Here is a 22541-nt window from a genome sequence, read left to right on the forward strand (position 1 = left end):
AACTTGCATGAGCGATAAGCAAACTCCTGAAAATGCAGTGGATTATAAAGCCACGCTAAACCTCCCAGGTACTGAATTTGCAATGAAAGCAAATCTCGCAGTACGTGAAGCGAAATGGTTAGAAGAGTGGTATGCCGACAACATTTATCAGCAGATTCGTGCATCGCGTATTGGCAAGAAAAAATATGTGCTTCACGATGGCCCTCCGTATGCCAATGGTCAAATTCACTTGGGTCACGCGGTCAATAAAGTCCTGAAAGACATTATTATTAAAAGCCGTGTCATGGATGGTTTTGACGCACCCTACGTTCCGGGTTGGGACTGTCACGGTTTACCAATTGAACTTAAAGTAGAAGAAAAAGTGGGTAAGGTGGGTGTAAAAGTCGATGCTTCGACTTTCCGTAAAGCCTGTCGCGAATATGCTTACACCCAAGTCGAATTACAGAAAAAAGACTTCGTGCGTATGGGTGTATTTGGTGATTGGGACAATCCTTACCTCACCATGAACTTCAAGCAAGAAGCCGACATCGTACGTTCACTCGGTGCGATTGCTAAAGCAGGCCATATCGAACCTGGTCTAAAACCTGTGAATTGGTGTCTAGATTGTGGTTCTGCACTGGCAGAAGCCGAAGTTGAATATGAAGATAAAAAATCCGATGCGATTGATGTCGGTTTTGCTGTTGTTGATTTAGCCGATTTATCTGCACGTTTGGGCGTTCAAATTACCGATGCAACAGATATCGTGATTTGGACCACAACACCGTGGACATTGCCTGCTAACCAAGCTGTTGCCTTGCATGCCGAAATTGAATATCAATTGGTAAAAGCACGTAGCGATGAAAAAGCAGCACAAAACTTTATTTTAGCCAAAGAATTAGTACAGTCTGCAACTGAACGCTATGGCTTTAACAGCTATGAAGTGTTGGCAGACTTTACTGGTGACAAACTTGAAAACCTGATCTTGCAACACCCACTAATTCAAGACCGTCAAGTACCTGTCATTTTAGGTGAACACGTCACCGCTGCCAGCGGTACCGGTGCAGTACATACCGCACCTGGTCACGGTGTGGACGACTATAAAGTCGGTTTACAATACAACCTAAAAGTCGATAATCCGGTTGGTGGCAATGGTGTTTATTTACCAACCGCACCAATTTTTGCAGGCGAGCACATTTACAAAGCCAACCCACAAATTATTGCGGCTTTGGCAGAAAGCAATAAGCTGTGGGCACATCACCCAATCAAACACAGCTACCCACACTGCTGGCGTCATAAAACTCCAATTATTTTCCGTGCGACACCACAATGGTTTATCAGCATGGATAACCAAGGTTTACGTCAAGGTGCATTGAATGCGATCGAAAATGAGATCAGCTTCGTGCCAGATTGGGGTAAAAACCGTATTCAAGCCATGATTGAAGGCCGTCCAGACTGGTGTATTTCACGTCAACGTACTTGGGGTGTGCCAATTCCATTCTTCGTACACAAAGACACCAACGAATTACACCCTCGTACACCTGAATTGATTGAAGACGTTGCAAAACTGATCGAGCAAGAAGGGATTGATGGCTGGTACAACCGTGAAGCCAAAGACTTCATTGGTGATGATGCCGAGCACTACAATGCAGTACGCGATACATTAGACGTATGGTTCGACTCAGGCACGACCCACTACGCCGTACTACGTGAGCGTGAAGAGTTGCAAGACCCAGCCGATTTATATCTTGAAGGTTCAGACCAACACCGTGGTTGGTTCCAATCTTCATTACTCACCTCGATTGCAATCAATGAACGCGCACCATATAAAGGCTTGTTAACACACGGCTTTGTGGTGGATGAAAAAGGTCGCAAAATGTCGAAATCGTTGGGTAACATTATTACCCCACAAGACATTATTAAAGACATGGGTGCAGACGGCCTACGCTTCTGGATTGCATCGGCGGATTATCGCTATGAAATGACCGCAGGTAAGGAAATCTTTAGCCGTGCCTCTGACGGTTATCGTCGTATCCGTAACACCTTGCGTTTCTTGTTGGCCAACTTAAATGGCTTCAAACCCGCTACAGATGCACTGCCTGTAGATCAGTTGATTGCACTGGATCAATACATCCTGCAACGTGCCGCAGAAGTACAGAAAACCATTCAGCAAGCCTATGAAGATATGAACTTCCATATCGTAACCAGTGCGCTGACCAACTTCTGTATTAATGACTTGGGTGGTTTCTACCTCGATATCATCAAAGACCGTCAGTACACCACCAAAGCAGACTCGCAAGCACGTCATTCTGCACAAACTGCTTTGTATCACTTGGTTCAGGCTTTCGTTCGCTGGATGGCACCAATCTTAAGCTTTACGGCACAAGAAGCATGGCCACTCATTCCTGAGCAATCAGAAAAATATGTCTTCACTGCAGAATGGTATGACATTCCAGTGGCTTCTGAAGCCAACATCTTGGCAGAAGCGGAATGGCAAACCCTAATTGCAGTTAAATCTGCCGTCAATAAATTCATTGAAGCTGCACGTACTGCCAAAACCGTTGGTTCCAACCTGTCTGCTAAAGTTGAGCTTTGGGCGAATGACGAACTCAAAGCCGTATTGGATAAACTAGGCGATGAGCTGCGTTTTGTTCTGATTACTTCACAAGTGATTGTGAATAGCTTTGATGCTGCACAAGGCGAAGCCTCTGATTTAGATGGCTTGAACGTGAAAGTTTCTGCAGCAGATGGCGAAAAATGCGTACGTTGCTGGCATGTACTCCCTGATGTGAATACACATTCTGCACATCCAGGTTTGTGCTCACGTTGTATTATCAACCTTCCAACAGGTCAAGGCGAAGAGAGAAAATATGCCTAATCCACAACACAAAAAGGGCTTACTCCAGTTCTATCCACATAATTTATGGTGGGTGGGCTTGTCCATTGTCGCGATTATTCTCGACCAATGGACCAAATGGATTGCAGTATCGCATCTGAATTACGCAGATCCAGTGCCTGTATTGCCCTTTTTGAATTGGACTTTACTGCATAACTATGGCGCTGCCTTTAGTTTCTTGTCCGATGCAGGTGGATGGCAACGTTATTTCTTTACCTCACTGGCAGGTTTAGTGTCTGTAATTTTTGTATTTTGGCTAATGCGTATGCCAAAAAATGTCATCGTACTGCCTTTGGCGATTGCCTTGATTTTAGGCGGTGCGATTGGGAATTTAATTGATCGGGTCAGTCTTGGCTACGTGGTCGATTTTATTCACGTGTACTACAACAACAGCCACTTCCCTGCCTTTAATATTGCAGACAGTGCCATCACACTTGGCACCATTCTGCTGTTAATTGATACGTTTTTCCTAGAAAAGCACCGAATTGAACGAGCGCAGGCGCAACATGACTGAAATTATTAATCCAAATGATGAAACTCGTATTGAAGATGGCTCAAAAGTCGAATTGCACTTTTCTGTCGCCATTGAAAATGGTGTAGAAATTGACAACACCCGTAGCCGCGCTGAACCTGTAAGTTTGGTCATGGGCGATGGCAGCCTATTACCTGGTTTTGAAAAGTCATTATTTGGTTTACGTGCAGGTGACCGTCGTACCGTGAGTCTTCCACCTGAAGAAGCATTTGGTCCATGGAATCCTGAAAACGTACAAACTTTTGATACGGTTAAATTTGAGCAACATCCAGTTGAAGGACACATGATTGAATTTGAAGATAAAGCCAAACAAAGCCTCTATGGCGTGGTGAAATCTGTCAACGATGATGTGACTGAAGTAGACTTTAACCACCCTTTAGCGGGTAAAAATATTACCTTTGAAGTTGAAATCTTTAGAGTGACCCCAGCAGGACAACAAGGTATTAAGTTGATGTAATCAATTTGCATACTTACTGCATCTTTCTGCTGTTCAAATCTCCCAAGTACAAGAAAATGAATTTGGGAGATTTTTTATTGAATAAGATAATTATTAAATATAATCAAATACTTAAAATTAAATAAATCCAGTTTATTGATCTATATTTTACCGATATATCGTTGTACGTTTTAGCTTACATGCACTGCAGAAAATTGACGCTAGGCAAAGATCAGCTTTCATTTTATATTTAACACATACAGAAACAGGATGTTTCTAAAAGCAAGAATAACAATAATAAATAATATAACGGCAGGACGCTGAAAGGTATAACAGGAGTAATACCTAAACATAAATCTGAAAAAGCCCCGACATGATGTTGGGGCTTTTTTCTATTTGTTTTTTGTCCTACTTTGAAATAAGTTTAGACCTGAAGAAATTTATTTTATGGAGCCACCAATTTAAGCAATCTGGCAGATTGACCATCTTCAATCACCCAAATATTGCCATCCTGTGCTTGAAGTACGCCACGAATCCGCTGACCCATCTCGATACGCTGTAACTCCCGAACAGACTGTGCTTGCGTATCCACCACAATAATTGCTTTTGAAGATAAACCACCAAGAATCGCTTTATGCTTCCAATGTGGGAATACATCTCCCGTATAAAACATCAAACTTGAGGAAGAGATGACTGGCGTCCAATCCAGAACAGGGGCTGTAAATTCAGGACGAGTTGCATGGTCTGGAATGGGCAACCCATTATAATGATCACCATTCGACACCAGTGGATAGCCATAGTTTTCGCCCTTGACAATCAGATTCAACTCATCGCCACCTTTAGGTCCCATTTCTGCAACCCAAAGCTGCCCTGCGGGATCGAATGCCATGCCTAAAGGGTTGCGATGCCCCAAACTCCAGACTTGCTTGGCAATCTCTCCATGTGTTTGAAATGGATTGTCTAAAGGGGTTGTGCCATCTGCATTTAGACACAAAATTTTGCCTAAATTAGATTTTAAATCCTGAGCAGGTTCAAACTTTTGTCGCTCACCAGAACTTATCCACAATTTGCCATCTGCACCAAACTTTATACGATGCGCATAGTGCCCCTGTCCCGATACTTTCGGCACTTGCTGCCAGATTCTTTGAATTTGGGTGAGTTTTGGCGTGGGTTTGGCATCTAATACAAGCTTGCCCCGAATCACGACTGCACCGTAACCACCCGCACCCGCTTCGGCATAACTTAAATAAATCTGCTGATTCTGTTGAAATTCAGGATCTAAAATGACATCACCCAAACCACCTTGTCCGCCATAGGCGACTTCAGGGATAGCTTGAACATCTAAGCTTTGACCTGTTTTTGGATCAAAAAGTTTTAATTTCCCCGCTTTTTCTGTAATTAATAGGCGTCCATCGGGTAATTCTGCCAATGCCCACGGCTCATTAAAATCTGCAATTGGCTGTATTTGATAGCGTTGTAAATTTTGTGCAGAAGTTGATTTTGACTCTAAAGCAGCCGTGTTCTGTTTCGGCTCAACTTGCGCATTACACCCTGTAGTTAAACCCAATACAACTAGACATATAAATCCATAGTATTGCCGATTTATCTTGAGCATCCTAATTGCTCCTCTATTCATTCAATCTTTGCTTGTGCTAATCAAGACATCATAATCAATGAAATGTACCTCGTGCACAGTAGAAATGTAGCGATACACACTTTCTTACTTAAATCTTCTACAAAGTGAATAGGCAAAAAAATTAAGGAGCAATGCTCCTTAATTTCAAAGTCCCAAAACACTAACGATCAATTAACTATAAGATCGGCTGGCTTTTTTAACCACGCTTGGCTCACTCACCACCTGTGATGTACTTTGTAAACGAATCAGTGCTACTGCAATTGCACCAATCACTGCAGGAATCGCCACCGCCAAAAAGTTCATTTTATGTGGTAAATCCATGCCCAAAAGTACGCCAATAATAATAGGGCCTACAATCGCACCGACACGCCCCACTGCAGAAGCACAGCCGATACCTGTAGAACGAATCGTAAGTGGATAATACTGAGCAACAAAGCTATATAATAAAATACTGCTGCCAATGGCAGAAGCACCTGCTAAGCCCACCAATAAATAAATCACAGGCTGTGGTGAATTAAAGCCTAGACCCACTAGAGAGAATGCGCCCAATAAAAACATGCCAATAATCACAGGTTTTAAGTGGAAACGGTCTGCTAAAATCCCGCCACTGATGGTTCCGATCACAGCACCAATGTTCATCGCCATTAAGAACATTAAACTGTTACCCAGCGAATAACCTGCTGCCATCATCAGTTTTGGCAACCAACTGCCCAAAGCATAAACCATCAACAAACACATAAAGAAGCAGCACCAAAACAGCAAAGTACTCATGCCACTGTTATTTTTAAATAAGGCTGCAATTGAGGCATCTGCGGTTTGTACTTCATTTAATACAAATTGTGTTTGTGGGCTGATATTTTCTTGTGGGCTAATTTGCTGGACGATGTGACGCGCTTTTTCATGTTGCTGTTTTTTCACCAAAAAAGTTAAAGATTCTGGTAAGAAAAACCACAATAAAGGCAAAATAAGTAACGGTAATCCCGCAATATAGAACATCACTTCCCAGCCAAAGCTAGGCGTCAACCATGCACCAAGTAAGGCTGCCATAATGCCGCCCACGGCATAGCCGCTGAACATGGTGGTAACTAAGGTACTACGCATTTTTTGTGGTGCATATTCAGAGGTTAAAGCCACGAGGTTAGGCAATACCCCGCCAATCCCTAAACCTGCAATAAAACGTAAAATACCAAACTCTGTTGGGTTGGATGCAAAGCCGCCCCAAAAAGTAAAGCCACTAAATAACGTCACACAAATTAATATGACATTTTTACGGCCAATTTTGTCTGCCAACATGCCAAACAGCATGGCGCCAAACATCATGCCTGCCAGTGCCGTACTCGCAAGCATACCTGCCTGTACAGCCGTCATATTCCATTCTTGCATCAGTAGTGGTAAAGCCACACCGTTAATCGCCAAATCATAACCGTCAAAAATAACGACAAATACGCACCAAAGTACAATTTTTAAATGAAAAGGTTTAAACTTTGCTTGATCCACTACAGCATTCACATTCATTGTTGTTGCTGTCATTTTTCCCTCACCTCCAATTGTGAGCTTTTTATTTTATAAAAAATGAATAGTTATTCACTTTTGTATATAAAATGAATCAATATTCACTTTTTGTCTACAGCAAAAACTTAACTCTGGTTAATTTTCTTAAAAACCTAGACTAAAGTTGTAGATAAATTCGACCAAATAGACTTGCAGTAATTTATGATATTTTGATATATGCTATATTTTTCACATAATTTATTATTGTAAATATATTGTTTTAAACTTCTTTCTTCTACTTTTCTTCTTAATATTTTCTTTTTGCATAAAAAAACACCCCCAACGCTAGTTGAGGGTGTTTAGAATAATGAGCTGGCGATGACTTACTCTCACATGGGTAACCCCACACTACCATCAGCGCGAAGAGGTTTCACTTCTGAGTTCGGGAAGGGATCAGGTGGTTCACTCTTGCTATTGTCGCCAGCACAACTGTTTACGGAGACTTGCATTGGTCTTATTCACGATGGTGATGCACTGCGTTTTCCGAATCTGTAACAGATTGGGCTGTATTGGGTCTGAATTTTATTGTTTAGCGTTAACTAAATCAAGATCAGTCTGAATTGACTGATTGGATTTGAATCGATTGAGCATACAACCCCAACTGTTTGGGTGTTGTATAGTCAAGCCTCACGAGCAATTAGTATTGGTCAGCTTCACATATCGCTATGCTTCCACATCCAACCTATCAACGTCGTAGTCTTCAACGGCTCTTTAGGAGGCATAAAGCCTCGGGGAAATCTTATCTTGAGGTAGGCTTCCCGCTTAGATGCTTTCAGCGGTTATCCCTTCCGAACATAGCTACCCGGCGATGCGACTGGCGTCACAACCGGTACACCAGAGGTTCGTCCACTCTGGTCCTCTCGTACTAGGAGCAGATCCTCTCAAATTTCCAGCGCCCACGGTAGATAGGGACCGAACTGTCTCACGACGTTCTAAACCCAGCTCGCGTACCTCTTTAAATGGCGAACAGCCATACCCTTGGGACCTGCTTCAGCCCCAGGATGAGATGAGCCGACATCGAGGTGCCAAACACCGCCGTCGATATGAACTCTTGGGCGGTATCAGCCTGTTATCCCCAGAGTACCTTTTATCCGTTGAGCGATGGCCCTTCCATACAGAACCACCGGATCACTAAGACCTACTTTCGTACCTGCTCGACTTGTGGGTCTCGCAGTTAAGCGCGCTTTTGCCTTTATACTCTACGCGTGATTTCCGACCACGCTGAGCGCACCTTCGTACTCCTCCGTTACTCTTTAGGAGGAGACCGCCCCAGTCAAACTACCCACCAGACATGGTCCTCGTCCCGGATAACGGGACAGAGTTAGAACCTCAACATTACCAGGGTGGTATTTCAAGGACGGCTCCACTCGGACTAGCGTCCAAGTTTCAAAGCCTCCCACCTATCCTACACAAGTAAGGTCAAAGTTCAATGTCAAGCTGCAGTAAAGGTTCACGGGGTCTTTCCGTCTAGCCGCGGGTACACCGCATCTTCACGGCGAATTCGATTTCACTGAGCCTCTGCTGGAGACAGCGCCGCCATCATTATGCCATTCGTGCAGGTCGGAACTTACCCGACAAGGAATTTCGCTACCTTAGGACCGTTATAGTTACGGCCGCCGTTTACTGGGGCTTCGATCAAGAGCTTCGCTTACGCTAACCCCATCAATTAACCTTCCAGCACCGGGCAGGCATCACACCCTATACGTCCACTTTCGTGTTTGCAGAGTGCTATGTTTTTAATAAACAGTTGCAGCGGCCTGGTTTCTGAGGCTGTCGACAGCTCAAGGAGCGAGTCCTATCACCATCAACAGCGTACCTTCTCCCGAAGTTACGGTACCATTTTGCCTAGTTCCTTCAGCAGAGTTCTCTCAAGCGCTTTGGTCTACTCGACCTGACCACCTGTGTCGGTTTCGGGTACGATTCCAGTGTAACTGAAGCTTAGAGACTTTTCCTGGAAGCAGGGTATCAGCCACTTCACTGTACAAGTACAGCTTGCTATCAGATCTCAGCATAGAGCACCCCGGATTTGCCTAAGATGCATGCCTACTTCCTTTCACCTGGACAACCAACGCCAGGCTGACTTAACCTTCTCCGTCCTCTCATCGCATTACACTGAAGTATTGGAATATTAACCAATTTCCCATCGACTACGCCTCTCGGCCTCGCCTTAGGGGTCGACTCACCCAGCCCCGATTAACGTTGGACTGGAACCCTTGGTCTTTCAGCGAACGGGTTTTTCACCCGTTTTGTCGTTACTCACGTCAGCATTCGCACTTCTGATACCTCCAGCAGACTTCTCAATCCACCTTCTTCGGCTTACAGAACGCTCCCCTACCACGCATAATAAATTATGCATCCGCAGCTTCGGCACATAGTTTTAGCCCCGTTACATCTTCCGCGCAGGCCGACTCGACTAGTGAGCTATTACGCTTTCTTTAAAGGGTGGCTGCTTCTAAGCCAACCTCCTAGCTGTCTATGCCTTCCCACATCGTTTCCCACTTAACTATGATTTTGGGGCCTTAGCTGGCGGTCTGGATTGTTTTCCTCTTGACTACGGACGTTAGCACCCGCAGTCTGTCTCCCGGATAGTACTCATTGGTATTCGGAGTTTGCATCGGTTTGGTAAGTCGGGATGACCCCCTAGCCGAAACAGTGCTCTACCCCCAATGGTATTCGTCCGAGGCGCTACCTAAATAGCTTTCGGGGAGAACCAGCTATCACCGAGTTTGATTAGCCTTTCACCCCTATCCACAAGTCATCCCCTGGCTTTTCAACGACAGTGGGTTCGGTCCTCCAGTTAGTGTTACCCAACCTTCAACCTGCTCATGGATAGATCACCCGGTTTCGGGTCTATACCCAGCAACTATACGCCCTATTAAGACTCGATTTCTCTACGGCTCCCCTATTCGGTTAACCTCGCTACTGAATATAAGTCGCTGACCCATTATACAAAAGGTACGCAGTCACCAAACAAGTTGGCTCCCACTGCTTGTATGCATGCGGTTTCAGGATCTATTTCACTCCCCTCACAGGGGTTCTTTTCGCCTTTCCCTCACGGTACTGGTTCACTATCGGTCAGTCAGGAGTATTTAGCCTTGGAGGATGGTCCCCCCATATTCAGACAAGGTTTCACGTGCCTCGCCCTACTCGTCATCATTATGTGTGCCCTTTCGTGTACAGGACTATCACCCACTATGGTTGCACTTCCCAGAGCATTCCACTAAAACACACATAACTTAATGGGCTTTTCCCCTTTCGCTCGCCGCTACTGAGGGAATCTCAATTGATTTCTTTTCCTACGGGTACTGAGATGTTTCACTTCCCCGCGTTCGCTTCGTATGACTATGTATTCATCATACGATACCTACCTTAAGGTAGGTGGGTTTCCCCATTCAGAAATCTCCGGATCAAAGGATATTTGCCGCCTCCCCGGAGCTTTTCGCAGGCTATCACGTCTTTCTTCGCCTCTGACTGCCAAGGCATCCACCACATGCACTTAATTACTTGACTATACAACCCCAAACAGTCGTTAATCCCTACAAGTAGGATTAAGACAATTAAATAAATAATCAATGATTTATTTAATCTACAGTTCAAAGTCTCGTGCACTTAAGCACTGTACAGCTTCAATCTAAATTCATATACCAAAACGCTTGATTCAGTTAATTTGCTAGTTCTCATTTCAATTCGTAATTAAACCGTAACACCGAAGCATTACTGTCAATCTTGAATTAAATGAGTTGAACAATTTATTTCAGACTCAATTTTTGCCAATCTGTTAATGAATTAATGCGTCTTCGTCAGATCGCACTAAATACTGTGATATTTAAATCACAGAACTTAATAAACCATCAAATCTAATCATTCGATCTTTTATTAAGTTCTGCAATCTTTAGCTTAAAGCTCCAGTATATGTGTGCCTGCGCACAGCATAGCTGTTTGCTTAAATTTTAAGGAAAAGCCTTAAAGCAGTGCTTTAAGTTTTCTGATCTTAAAATTTGGTGGAGACTAGGAGAGTCGAACTCCTGACCTCCTGCGTGCAAAGCAGGCGCTCTACCAACTAAGCTAAGTCCCCAGCTTATCAATAAGTCAATGTTTCTGATTTCCGTTTACTCTGCAATCTCTTGCGTCGTCAGTAGTGGTGGGTCTGACAAGACTTGAACTTGTGACCCCACGCTTATCAAGCGTGTGCTCTAACCAACTGAGCTACAGACCCTCAGATACATCAATGAAGAACAACTTGTTGTGGATTCTTACCAATCGTCAATCTTTCGTTAAGGAGGTGATCCAGCCGCAGGTTCCCCTACGGCTACCTTGTTACGACTTCACCCCAGTCATCGGCCACACCGTGGTAAGCGTCCTCCTTGCGGTTAGACTACCTACTTCTGGTGCAACAAACTCCCATGGTGTGACGGGCGGTGTGTACAAGGCCCGGGAACGTATTCACCGCGGCATTCTGATCCGCGATTACTAGCGATTCCGACTTCACGCAGTCGAGTTGCAGACTGCGATCCGGACTACGATCGGCTTTTTGAGATTAGCATCACATCGCTGTGTAGCAACCCTTTGTACCGACCATTGTAGCACGTGTGTAGCCCTGGCCGTAAGGGCCATGATGACTTGACGTCGTCCCCGCCTTCCTCCAGTTTGTCACTGGCAGTATCCTTAAAGTTCCCATCCGAAATGCTGGCAAGTAAGGAAAAGGGTTGCGCTCGTTGCGGGACTTAACCCAACATCTCACGACACGAGCTGACGACAGCCATGCAGCACCTGTATGTAGATTCCCGAAGGCACCAATCCATCTCTGGAAAGTTTCTACTATGTCAAGGCCAGGTAAGGTTCTTCGCGTTGCATCGAATTAAACCACATGCTCCACCGCTTGTGCGGGCCCCCGTCAATTCATTTGAGTTTTAGTCTTGCGACCGTACTCCCCAGGCGGTCTACTTATCGCGTTAGCTGCGCCACTAAAGGATCAAATCCCCCAACGGCTAGTAGACATCGTTTACGGCATGGACTACCAGGGTATCTAATCCTGTTTGCTCCCCATGCTTTCGCACCTCAGTGTCAGTATTAGGCCAGATGGCTGCCTTCGCCATCGGTATTCCTCCAGATCTCTACGCATTTCACCGCTACACCTGGAATTCTACCATCCTCTCCCATACTCTAGCTAACCAGTATCGAATGCAATTCCCAAGTTAAGCTCGGGGATTTCACATTTGACTTAATTAACCACCTACGCGCGCTTTACGCCCAGTAAATCCGATTAACGCTCGCACCCTCTGTATTACCGCGGCTGCTGGCACAGAGTTAGCCGGTGCTTATTCTGCGAGTAACGTCCACTCTTCTCAGGTATTAACCAAGAGAGCCTCCTCCTCGCTTAAAGTGCTTTACAACCAAAAGGCCTTCTTCACACACGCGGCATGGCTGGATCAGGGTTCCCCCCATTGTCCAATATTCCCCACTGCTGCCTCCCGTAGGAGTCTGGGCCGTGTCTCAGTCCCAGTGTGGCGGATCATCCTCTCAGACCCGCTACAGATCGTCGCCTTGGTAGGCCTTTACCCCACCAACTAGCTAATCCGACTTAGGCTCATCTATTAGCGCAAGGTCATAAAGAGCCCCTGCTTTCTCCCGTAGGACGTATGCGGTATTAGCATCCCTTTCGGAATGTTGTCCCCCACTAATAGGCAGATTCCTAAGCATTACTCACCCGTCCGCCGCTAGCTCAGTTACCGAAGTAACCTCGCCCGCTCGACTTGCATGTGTTAAGCCTGCCGCCAGCGTTCAATCTGAGCCATGATCAAACTCTTCAGTTAAAATCATTTTGAAGTTTTAATCTAAACTTCCAAATCTGGCTCATCAATTTTCTGACTTAAATTTCGCTCAAATAAACTTCGAGTAATTTAAACCAATCGATCAATGAAATATCTTCGATCAATCAATCAGTAAAAATCCACACAAGTTGTTCTTCATAATCTCTTAATGATCTCAATTTCTGCCTCGTCAGCAGAAATTTTAACGCAAAACACTTCTAACAACTTAACCCTGTAAGCTAAGTTCGTAGGCTGTTTCGCGTCGGGATGGGTGCATTCTAGGGGATTTCAAAATCTTTGCAAGCCCCAAATTAGAATATTTTTCACGTATGTATTTTTTTTCTACAAAAATGCTTGGTTTTTTAATTTTTTAGCTATTTTTTCATCAAATTTAAATAAAAACTCTCCTCTACAATGCAGAGAGGACTTTTTTTATCCATACTTTTATGGGTTCAAATCGGTCAAGTTTTGAAGACTGCAATCAACGATTGCCAATGTATATGATTCGTTTCATCTTACGACATCTAAAAAATTTTACATCTCAGTTAAAAATGCTTTTGCATTATCCAAAATAATATTCCTACATACGGCGTACATCTAGCATTGATTTCATGTCAGCTTGGTGGTTTTGTCCGTTAATTCAAAGTTGATGCTTAGCATTTGCATTACCGACTTCAAGTTGACAAACCTACTCTTCTATTCGGCAAGTTTAGATCGCGCCATCCACATGCACTACTTACAAGATGTTTTACCATATATAAGTAGCTTTGAAATTTGAATTAGGTCTTAAAGTTTTAAGAATATTTTTATAAAACAAAGAGAAGTAATCTTACATTTTACCTTTAGATATAAACCACAACAAAACTAGAGGCAAAAAAAAGAAAGAGATCTCTCCCAAAATCTCTCCCTCGGAGTTGAATCTATATGCGATCCATATATCATTATTATAGTTATACGAAAAAAAGAGTCCCTTGGGGAAGGGACTTGTAAATTGTGGAGCTATAGTTATAAGTACCCTCTAGATCTGTTTTGTACACTGTGTCTAGATGGGTAAATCTTATACATAACTGAGCAAAAATGCAAGCTACTTGGCAAAATTTAAGTGTTGTTTTTATAAGGTTTTTTTTGAATTTACTTATTCATATAATTAATATACCAAACAGAAAATAAAAGCAGACCGAAGCCTGCTTTTATTTCAATCACTTAGAATGGACCTAGTCCGTAAATGTGACTTTGGCAATGGCTTTTTTGCCCGCCTGAATAATGTGTGTTGCGTTTTCTTTGACCGAGAAACCCGCATCGACCACATTCCAATCTACTTTCACTGCGCCACGTGCCACAGCATCTTTGGCTTGCGCAGCATTTTTAGTTAAACCTGCAGCACGTACAATAGAAGCAATAAATAATTCGCCACCAAATTCAGCACGTGAAATCGTTACTTCTGGCGTACCTTCAGGTAATTCACCTTCGGTAATAATATTACCCGCACCTTTATGGGCATTGGCTGCGGCTTCGCTGCCGTGGAAACGCTCAACCAATTCGAGTGCCAAAATCTTTTTGATTTCTTGCGGATTACGACCTTCTGCCATTTCTTTAAGCAAAATTTCAATTTCATCCATCGACTTGAAGCTGAGTAACTCAAAATAGCGCTCAATCAGACTATCAGGCATCGACAAGACTTTTTGATACATCGCACCCGGTGCATCAAATACGCCAATATAGTTGCCTAAAGATTTAGACATTTTATTCACGCCATCTAAACCTTCAAGAATTGGCACAGTAATACAAACTTGCGCTTCCTGATCATAACGACCTTGCAAGGTACGTCCCATCAACAAGTTAAAGGTCTGGTCTGTACCGCCCAATTCTACATCGGCTTGTAATGCCACCGAGTCATAACCTTGTACCAACGGATACAAAAATTCGTGAATCGCAATCGGTTGCTGGTTGTTATAACGCTTGGTGAAGTCATCACGTTCCAACATACGCGCTACGGTTTGCTGCGATGCCAACTGAATTAAGTCTGCTGCAGTTTTTGTTGCAAACCATTCAGAGTTAAACACCACTTTGGTTTTATTTGGATCAAGAATTTTAAAAACTTGTTCCTGATACGTTTTGGCATTTTCCAAGACTTTTTCACGTGACAACGGCGGACGTGTAGCACTTTTACCTGTTGGGTCACCAATCATGGCAGTGTAATCGCCAATCAAGAAAAATACTTCGTGACCTAAGTCTTGGAATACTTTTAATTTATTGATTAATACCGTATGCCCCAAGTGTAAATCAGGTGCAGTCGGGTCAAACCCCGCCTTAATTTTTAAAGGACGATTCTCTTTTAATTTCTTTAGAAGATCTTCTTCAGAAATAATTTCATGCGTGCCTCGTTGAATGAGAGCAAGTTGTTCTTCAGCCGGCAGGAAATTTGACATCACGAAATCCAAACACATCAGTTATTCAATTTGTGCGATATACTAACACTTTTTCAGCATATTGCAGGCTATAGAATAACCATGACAGCGATCTATATTGGGGTAATGACGGGCACAAGTATGGATGGTGTCGATCTTGTTGCTGCTTCTTTTGATCCACTGCAACTCCACGCGACCCTGACTTTGCCGTTTGATCCCGATTTACGTGACGAACTCATGGCACTGACTTTGCCAGGTGACAATGAAATTGACCGCATGGGCAAAGCAGATGTGGCTTTAGCCACCATGATTGGACATGGTATTAACAGCCTGATTGAAAAAAATAAACTGGATAAATCTCAAATTAAAGCGATTGGTTCGCATGGCCAGACCATTCGTCATCGTCCTGAACATGCTTTTACTTTACAAATTGGTGATCCGAACATCATCACCGAAATCACCCAAATTCCTGTAATTTCAGATTTTCGTCGTCGTGACATGGCTGCAGGCGGACAAGGCGCACCGTTAGTGCCCGCTTTCCATCAAAACTTATTCCAACATCCGAGTATTCATCGGGTAATTTTAAATTTAGGCGGCATTGCCAATGTCAGTTTGTTGCCTGCAGGACAGCCCGAAGCAGTATCGGGTTTTGATACAGGGCCTGCCAATATTTTAATGGATGCTTGGTGTGAGCGTTACACAGGACAACCTTATGATGAAAATGGCAATTGGGCTGCGTATGGACATCCGATTCGCAGCTTGTTAGATCGTTTACAAGCCCATGCTTTTTTCTCTAAAGAACCACCCAAAAGTACAGGGCGCGAAGACTTTAACTTGGAATGGCTAGATGAACAGGTTGCCGATTGGCGCAATGATGTGGAATATGACGAGCTGGAAGATAATCCTGAAAATATTCAAGCGACTTTATTAAAGCTCACCACCCGCGCGATTAAAAAAGCCATTTATCGTTCAGGCATGGATACAGGTGAAGTCTATGTCTGTGGCGGTGGTGCCTATAATTCTTATTTGCTAGAGCAATTGCGCTGGCGTTTGCGCAAACATCAATGGACTGTACAAAGTACAGCCGATTTAGGGCTAAACCCAACATGGGTCGAAGCCACCGCCTTTGCTTGGTTGGCAATGCGTTTTTGTCAGCAATTAAGTGGCAATTTACCTGCGGTCACAGGGGCTAAAGGTGATCGCATTTTAGGTACCATGACTTTGGTTTAAGGATGCACTTTTAAACCAGATCAGTAGCAACAAAAAAGCCTTTCCTCTTCTATATAGGAAAGGCTTTGATCATTTTGAGTGCATCAATCTACTTTTTCAGATGCTGATACTCAAAAATATTTAAATCATACTTAGATTGAGAATGAAGAACCACAACCACAAGTCGTGGTTGCATTCGGGTTTTGTACCACAAAACGCGAACCTTCCAAGCTTTCAATATAGTCCACTACCGAGCCAACTAAATATTGATAGCTGAGTGAATCGACCAGCATTTTTACATCGCCATTCACAAATTCTGCATCATCTTCATTTTGGCTTTCCGCAAAGTTAAAGCCATAAGAAAATCCTGAACAACCGCCACCTGTCACATATACACGTAGCATTAAGTCTTGATTACCTTCACTGTCACGCAATTGGCGAACTTTTTTAGCAGCGTTGTCGGTGAGCTCAAGTGCTTGGGCATTCATGATGGATTTTCCTCAGGTACAATTCAGATGTCTTTTCTGCAAAAAGACCACTTATCAAGTATAGCATACTCAATATTGGGACGGTGATGCAGAATTAAAGTGAATTCTGAGTAATTACCTCAAGATTCTCCAATTATTTGTAATTTTCGTCCTGCAAGCCACATTCAAAATTGGTTGGCGCTTCTTTACAGCGGAATTGCCACAATAATTTCATCATGCGTTTGTCATAAACACCACGTTTAGTTAAATCAATCCGCGATTCACGCATCATTTTTTGATAACCCGGTTGATCTGCTGCAGGCACTTGCATCCAATATTTTGCAGGAATATCGGCTTTCATTTTGCCTAAAATACCAAAGGCACGTGGTAACTGCCCTTTCACCCATTCACGTGATTTTTGCCCAAAACCTGCAGGGAATTTATCTGGGCGGATAATAATATTGCCCGTGACCTGTAAAATTGGATAATTCACAATCGCGCCTTTAGTGCCTAAGCCTTTATGTAGTTCCAAAGGACGGAATACTGCAGCAGGCGCACCAATAATATCGACCTGACCATTGTTAAATTTACTGCCAAAATTGGTGACATCGGCACTGACTGCTTGCGCACCAATTTGCTGTACCATAATTTTTTGCGCTTGGTCATAATCTAAAACAGCAATTTTTTTCCCCGCGGCTTTGGCGACACTATTAATACTGCGGTCATTCACCATCAAAAAGGCATCGCCCACAGGAATGACACCTGCAACTTCATACTGACCATTGCGCATATATTTAGCGAAAGCAGGACTTGCCAAACCTTGCATGACTTTGACTGCCAGTTTTAAATCTGGAATCGCGCCAATTGCATCCAATGAGCCTGTAAAATGGTTAAATTGACGACCACGCATGCCCGTCACACTAATACCATCACATTTTCCTGCTTTAAAATCTTCTGCAATCACGCCTTCGTTTTGACCTACGCGTAACTCAATCTCTGCACCCCAGTTTTTGGCCGCCAATTGATAGTCTTGCATTAAGTTATAGACATCACCGTTTTTACCGACCAAATCGAATACACAGACCACTTGTTTGGCCTGCGCTGCACTAGCGACTAAAGATAAGCCTGCGCCAAATAATAAAGCTTGCGTCCATTGTTTCATTTCTAGTTCCTTCCATTTTTTGTTTTTCTGCGCACAGTTGATCCAAACCTTCAATTTAGTATCACTGTTCTTTTATCAAGCTCAGATTAGCGAATTTTGATTTTTTGGCTGATATGGCTCAATTGACGAATCTTTCATTATAAAAAACCTAGAGATCTAGGCTTTTTTATTAAAAATCAATCTATTCACCACCTAGTGAACATTCAAAATTGGTTTTTTCGACAGAACAACGAGCGCGTTTTAACACACTCATCATGGCAGGGTCATAAATGCCGCGTTTGGTCATATCCATACGTCCATCACGCAGCATTTTTTGATATTTGGTTTTATCTTCTGCGCTCAAGTTCATTTTATATTTGGCTGGAATCTCACCTTCCAAACGATTAATCATACTCATCGCTTTAGGCAGATTTTTTACAAACCAATCTCGTGATTTTTGCCCAAAGCCCGCAGGGAATTGTTCAGGACGAATCACAAAGTCTGCGGTCACTTGTAATACAGGGAAATTAAACATTGCCCCGTTATTGCCTAAACCTTTGTAGATTTCTAAAGGTTTGTACGCATAGGCAGGCGCACCGACCATATCGACCTGACCATTGTTAAACTTCGCCACAAAGTTAGATACATCAGAAATGACGGCTTGCGCGCCTACACGCTGCACCATAATTTTTTGTGCATCGTCATAGCCCAATACCGCAAACTTTTTCCCTGCTGCTTTTTCAATCGAGCTGATGTTCTTGTCGCGCACAAAAATAAAGGCCGAACCTAAAGGTGAAATACCCGCAACTTCATATTTCTTGCCACCTAAATTGGTAACCATTTTCGCTGCATTACGTTGATCTAAAGCAAAGCTGATGGCACGTTGTGCAATCGCATTACTTGGCGCACCACCTAAAGCATCAATCGAGCCTGCAAATTTATTGTATTGGCGAGCACGCATGGCGGTCATAAATACCCCATCACATTTGCCTGCTTTAAAATCATTGTCTGCGACAGCTTCATCCTGACGTGGAATTAAATTGACTTCTGCACCCCAGCCTTTTGCTGCTAGCGCCCACTCTTGTGCCATCTGAAAAGATTCACCTGACTTACCCAGTAAGTCAAAGACACATACATCTACTTTTGCTGCTTGCGCCTGAGCACTGAAACCGATCGCTGCGAATGCTGTCAATGTTGCGCTGACCCATATTTTTTTCATTGTTTCGATCCTTCTACAGATTTTTTTATTTTTGAGTGTCCGTACACGAAACAAATATTAAGCAAGTTCAAATTAAAAAAATAGAGCATTTACTCGAATTTCATCTGTCAATTCTGCCAAAACCTTATACTGCCTTATTTAAGCGATCATTTTTATTTCATAATTCACTTATATTTTATAGATTTAGATCAAAATAAAGATCATTTCCAACATGCACGTATTTTGTGCTTGTTTACAAAGTCATAAAAAAAGCCTGTTGTTAGATCATAATTTTTAAACATCACAAGAGAGATTTTTCGCAAATCACAAATAAAACTGGGCTTATTTTTGTTTTCTGGTGGGCTTCCATTAGAATATGCCCAACTTTTGTTGTGACCAGTAAACACCATGATTCAACTTGACCAAGTTTCTTTACGCCGCGGTGGACGTGTTTTATTTCAAAAAGCGTCTATGCAAATCCATCCAGGCTGGAAAGTCGGTCTTACAGGTGTCAATGGTGCAGGAAAATCCAGTTTATTTGCTGCGCTTTTAGGTAGTTTAACCCCAGACGAAGGTACGTTGAGCCGTCCGCAAGGCTGGACTGTGGCGCACATGGCACAGGAAGTTAAAGCATTGGATTTGCCTGCGATTGATTTTGTGCTGTCGGGTGATGAAGAATACTGGAACATTCAACAACAACTGCAACATCCTGAACAATTAAATAATGACCAACTTGCACATTTGCATGGTCGTTTTGATGAAATTCATGGCTATACCGCACCCGCCAAAGCCGCACAACTGATGGCAGGTTTAGGTTTTATGGAACATCAAAACAGCTTGGCGGTCAGTAGTTTTTCTGGTGGATGGCGCATGCGTTTAAATTTGGCGCGTACCTTAATGAGTCGCTCCGAATTATTATTACTGGACGAACCAACCAACCACTTAGACTTAGATGCAATTTTATGGTTAGAAGACTGGCTTAAAGCCTATGCGGGAACTTTGGTGCTGATTTCCCATGACCGTGATTTTTTAGATGCCATTACCGATCATATTTTACATATTGAAAATAGTGAACTGACTTTATATACAGGCAATTATTCAACCTTTGAAACCACACGCAGTGAACGCTTGGCACAACATCAACAAGCGTATGAAAAACAATTAGAAACCCGTGCACATTTACAAAAATATATTGATCGTTTTAAAGCCAAAGCCACCAAAGCACGGCAGGCACAAAGCCGTATCAAGCAATTGGAACGCATGCAATTGCTTGCCCCTGCGCATGTAGATACACCATTTACCTTTAGTTTCCGTGAACCGACCAAAATGAGCTCACCCTTACTGACCTTGGAACAAGTCAGCATTGGTTATGCAGACAAAGTGATTGCCAGCAAAATTAACCTACAAATTACCCCGACCAGTCGTATTGGTTTATTGGGGATGAACGGCGCAGGTAAATCGACCTTAATTAAATCCTTAGTGGGTGAATTGGCGTTATTGGCAGGTACTCGCAAAGCCTCAGAATTACTCAATATTGGCTATTTTGCACAGCATCAAATGGATGCTTTGGATGATAGCGCCAGCCCGATGCTACAACTGGCACGCATTGCCGATAAAAAAATCAGCGAAGCCACTTTACGCGCCTTTTTAGGCAGTTTTGGTTTTAGTGGCGAACGTATGGACACGCCTTGTGAAAGTTTTTCAGGAGGTGAACGTGCACGTTTGGCTTTGGCTTTAATTGTCTGGCAACGTCCTAACGTACTGATTCTGGACGAACCGACCAACCATTTAGACTTAGATATGCGACATGCCTTAACCATGGCATTACAGGATTATGAAGGTGCAGTGGTATTGGTGTCACATGAACGTCAATTAATTGCCAGTGTCTGCGATGACTTACTCTTGGTTCATGCAGGACAATGCACAGAATTTGAAGGCGATTTACAAGATTATGCCCAATGGTTACGCCAAGCTCGTGCAGACATGCTTAAGCAAGGTACATCCAACACAGCTCCATCCAATCCAAGTCCAGTGGTTGAGAACAAAACTAACCTAGTCAAAGTAGATAAAGAAGCTCAACGCAAACTGGCAGCACAACGCCGTGAACAAACTCGCCCTATTCGTAAAAATATTGAAAAATACGAAGCGCAAATTGAAAAAATTCAACCGCGTCTGACTGAAATTGAAACCGAACTGGCAGATCCTGCCCTTTACGATGCCAACCGTAAAGATGATTTGCTCAAACTCATGAATGAGCAAAATGATCTGAAAACCAAATTGGCGCAGGCAGAAGAACAAATGCTTGAATTGATGATGGAATTGGAAGAACTCGAAAGTAGCTTTGAATAGCCATACCGATGAGATTTTAACGCTATGCTAAATAGGGTTAAATCTCATCATATTTCGTAGAATATGCATTGTGTATGTTCCATACTTATAAGACACATTCGTAATAGTTTTAATCTTTAGTTTATCTTCACAATAACCACGCAAAGAAATTTAAGTCACTCTCTGCGTTTGTTTATTTTTACTTATCAATCTTGCACCACAGCATAGTTGTATGACACCCCCACCCTGAATAAAAGTAAGACAGCATAGCTACCAAGCAAGAAGTTTTGAATTTAAAACTCAGTGTGATTTTTAAATTCAAAATCTACAATTTAAATTTAAAAGCAAAAAACTTAGTTATCCACAACTCAAACTAACTGTTATTTTAAATTCAAAACTCTAATTAAAGCCAAATCAATCCATTCTTTCATGGTTATTTTGAGTCATTGAATCTCAGTGATTCACAGAAAATCGCTGCTACTCGGCAGTAATTTTTGCTTTGCTAATACATAATTCTTGTATTTTCCAGCCCTGAATATAGCGCCAGATTTCTTGAATATACCCTTGATCATCCGCCAAACCAATTTGAATCCGACAGTTAACCTGCTCACGGTCAAATGCATATTCTTCAGAATCGACATTGGGTTTTTGTGGCTTCCATACCCCATTTTTAATTGCATGCTGAATTGTGGCATAACGTGTTTCACGATTTTCCACACGTGATTCTGCCGTATAAACGACTTTAAAATCGTCATCTTCATAGTGTGCTAACAGCTCCACATTGCCAGTAAAAAAAGCATTCACCCATGCATCACGTGCTTGTTCTAATTGATTATCCATCTTAATGATTCTCCTATATTTTTGGCTTAATGTAGCTCAGCATGACAGAACAATAAGTCAGTTTTATAAAAGTTATTTGGATGAATCACGACAACAACAAAAGCCAAACATAA

Annotated in this window: 12 protein-coding genes, 2 tRNA genes and 3 rRNA genes; 5 read left to right on the forward strand and 12 right to left on the reverse strand. The window is 42.9% G+C overall.

Features of this window, described 5'->3' with window-relative positions:
- Positions 1-7 precede the first annotated feature (7 nt).
- From ileS to C3Y93_RS09675, 3 genes are read left to right on the forward strand one after another with little or no spacing between them, the layout of a single operon-like run.
- Positions 8-2854 (forward strand): isoleucine--tRNA ligase, encoded by a 2847-nt coding sequence (ileS, locus tag C3Y93_RS09665; protein WP_104852771.1) that lies wholly within the window; start codon positions 8-10, stop codon positions 2852-2854.
- Positions 2847-3386 carry a signal peptidase II gene (gene lspA, locus C3Y93_RS09670; RefSeq protein ID WP_104852772.1) on the forward strand — a complete coding sequence of 180 codons (540 nt, stop codon included), beginning with the start codon at positions 2847-2849 and terminating at the stop codon, positions 3384-3386. The genes ileS and lspA overlap by 8 nt, the downstream gene beginning before the upstream one ends.
- Entirely contained in the window at positions 3379-3861 is a 483-nt protein-coding gene (locus C3Y93_RS09675) for an FKBP-type peptidyl-prolyl cis-trans isomerase (RefSeq protein ID WP_004974037.1), read from the forward strand. The genes lspA and C3Y93_RS09675 overlap by 8 nt, the downstream gene beginning before the upstream one ends.
- Positions 3862-4285: 424 nt before the next feature.
- Here the strand turns inward: C3Y93_RS09675 and C3Y93_RS09680 are convergent, their stop codons facing one another.
- From C3Y93_RS09680 to tyrS, 8 genes are all read right to left on the reverse strand, one after another.
- On the reverse strand, positions 4286-5455 hold the full coding sequence (locus C3Y93_RS09680; RefSeq protein ID WP_104852773.1) for a PQQ-dependent sugar dehydrogenase: 1170 nt from the start codon (positions 5453-5455) through the stop codon (positions 4286-4288).
- Between the two features lie 192 nt (positions 5456-5647).
- Complete coding sequence (locus tag C3Y93_RS09685) at positions 5648-7006, reverse strand: MFS transporter (protein ID WP_104852774.1); 1359 nt, start codon at positions 7004-7006, stop codon at positions 5648-5650.
- 331 nt (positions 7007-7337) lie between these two features.
- A 5S ribosomal RNA gene (gene rrf, locus C3Y93_RS09690) occupies positions 7338-7452 on the reverse strand.
- 191 nt (positions 7453-7643) lie between these two features.
- Positions 7644-10537, reverse strand: a 23S ribosomal RNA gene (locus C3Y93_RS09695).
- Positions 10538-11026: 489 nt separating this feature from the next.
- A tRNA-Ala gene (locus C3Y93_RS09700) sits at positions 11027-11102 on the reverse strand.
- A 64-nt stretch (positions 11103-11166) separates the two neighbouring features.
- Positions 11167-11243: transfer RNA gene (locus C3Y93_RS09705), tRNA-Ile, on the reverse strand.
- A gap of 59 nt (positions 11244-11302) precedes the next feature.
- Positions 11303-12840, reverse strand: a 16S ribosomal RNA gene (locus C3Y93_RS09710).
- Together the 16S, 23S and 5S rRNA genes with 2 tRNA genes alongside form the textbook arrangement of a ribosomal RNA operon.
- Before the next feature lie 1211 nt (positions 12841-14051).
- The gene (gene tyrS, locus C3Y93_RS09715; protein WP_162495524.1) at positions 14052-15284 is read right to left on the reverse strand and encodes a tyrosine--tRNA ligase; all 1233 of its coding nucleotides are present in this window, start codon (positions 15282-15284) and stop codon (positions 14052-14054) included.
- A gap of 63 nt (positions 15285-15347) precedes the next feature.
- Here tyrS and C3Y93_RS09720 point away from each other — a divergent pair, with 63 nt between their 5' ends.
- Positions 15348-16475, forward strand: coding sequence for an anhydro-N-acetylmuramic acid kinase (locus C3Y93_RS09720; protein ID WP_004969740.1), 1128 nt, complete (start codon positions 15348-15350; stop codon positions 16473-16475).
- A 131-nt stretch (positions 16476-16606) separates the two neighbouring features.
- On the opposite strand, the gene erpA is transcribed toward C3Y93_RS09720, so the two are convergent.
- The 3 genes from erpA to C3Y93_RS09735 all read right to left on the reverse strand — a co-directional run bounded on the left by erpA (position 16607) and on the right by C3Y93_RS09735 (position 19281).
- Entirely contained in the window at positions 16607-16942 is a 336-nt protein-coding gene (gene erpA / locus C3Y93_RS09725; protein ID WP_104852776.1) for an iron-sulfur cluster insertion protein ErpA, read from the reverse strand.
- A gap of 133 nt (positions 16943-17075) precedes the next feature.
- Complete coding sequence (locus tag C3Y93_RS09730; protein ID WP_104852777.1) at positions 17076-18083, reverse strand: putative solute-binding protein; 1008 nt, start codon at positions 18081-18083, stop codon at positions 17076-17078.
- 181 nt (positions 18084-18264) lie between these two features.
- Positions 18265-19281: a putative solute-binding protein gene (locus C3Y93_RS09735; RefSeq protein ID WP_004969750.1), complete on the reverse strand. Its 1017-nt coding sequence runs from the start codon at positions 19279-19281 to the stop codon at positions 18265-18267.
- A gap of 387 nt (positions 19282-19668) precedes the next feature.
- On the opposite strand from C3Y93_RS09735, the gene C3Y93_RS09740 reads away from it, so the two are divergent.
- Positions 19669-21609 (forward strand): ATP-binding cassette domain-containing protein, encoded by a 1941-nt coding sequence (locus C3Y93_RS09740; RefSeq protein ID WP_104852778.1) that lies wholly within the window; start codon positions 19669-19671, stop codon positions 21607-21609.
- 456 nt (positions 21610-22065) lie between these two features.
- Here C3Y93_RS09740 and C3Y93_RS09745 read toward each other — a convergent pair whose 3' ends face one another.
- Positions 22066-22428 carry a hypothetical protein gene (locus tag C3Y93_RS09745; RefSeq protein ID WP_104852779.1) on the reverse strand — a complete coding sequence of 121 codons (363 nt, stop codon included), beginning with the start codon at positions 22426-22428 and terminating at the stop codon, positions 22066-22068.
- Positions 22429-22541: the final 113 nt, after the last annotated feature.

It is taken from the genome of Acinetobacter sp. SWBY1 (assembly GCF_002946595.1).
Taxonomy (GTDB): domain Bacteria; phylum Pseudomonadota; class Gammaproteobacteria; order Pseudomonadales; family Moraxellaceae; genus Acinetobacter; species Acinetobacter towneri.

Bases quoted from the DNA above. Each gene is read 5' to 3' on its own strand.
- erpA (WP_104852776.1), bottom strand. From the start codon at position 16,942: ATGAATGCCCAAGCACTTGAGCTCACCGACAACGCTGCTAAAAAAGTT.
- C3Y93_RS09735 (WP_004969750.1), bottom strand. From the start codon at position 19,281: ATGAAAAAAATATGGGTCAGCGCAACATTGACAGCATTCGCAGCGATC.
- C3Y93_RS09680 (WP_104852773.1), bottom strand. From the start codon at position 5,455: ATGCTCAAGATAAATCGGCAATACTATGGATTTATATGTCTAGTTGTA.
- C3Y93_RS09740 (WP_104852778.1), top strand. From the start codon at position 19,669: ATGATTCAACTTGACCAAGTTTCTTTACGCCGCGGTGGACGTGTTTTA.
- C3Y93_RS09730 (WP_104852777.1), bottom strand. From the start codon at position 18,083: ATGAAACAATGGACGCAAGCTTTATTATTTGGCGCAGGCTTATCTTTA.
- C3Y93_RS09720 (WP_004969740.1), top strand. From the start codon at position 15,348: ATGACAGCGATCTATATTGGGGTAATGACGGGCACAAGTATGGATGGT.
- ileS (WP_104852771.1), top strand. From the start codon at position 8: ATGAGCGATAAGCAAACTCCTGAAAATGCAGTGGATTATAAAGCCACG.
- C3Y93_RS09745 (WP_104852779.1), bottom strand. From the start codon at position 22,428: ATGGATAATCAATTAGAACAAGCACGTGATGCATGGGTGAATGCTTTT.
- tyrS (WP_162495524.1), bottom strand. From the start codon at position 15,284: ATGTGTTTGGATTTCGTGATGTCAAATTTCCTGCCGGCTGAAGAACAA.
- C3Y93_RS09685 (WP_104852774.1), bottom strand. From the start codon at position 7,006: ATGACAGCAACAACAATGAATGTGAATGCTGTAGTGGATCAAGCAAAG.
- lspA (WP_104852772.1), top strand. From the start codon at position 2,847: ATGCCTAATCCACAACACAAAAAGGGCTTACTCCAGTTCTATCCACAT.
- C3Y93_RS09675 (WP_004974037.1), top strand. From the start codon at position 3,379: ATGACTGAAATTATTAATCCAAATGATGAAACTCGTATTGAAGATGGC.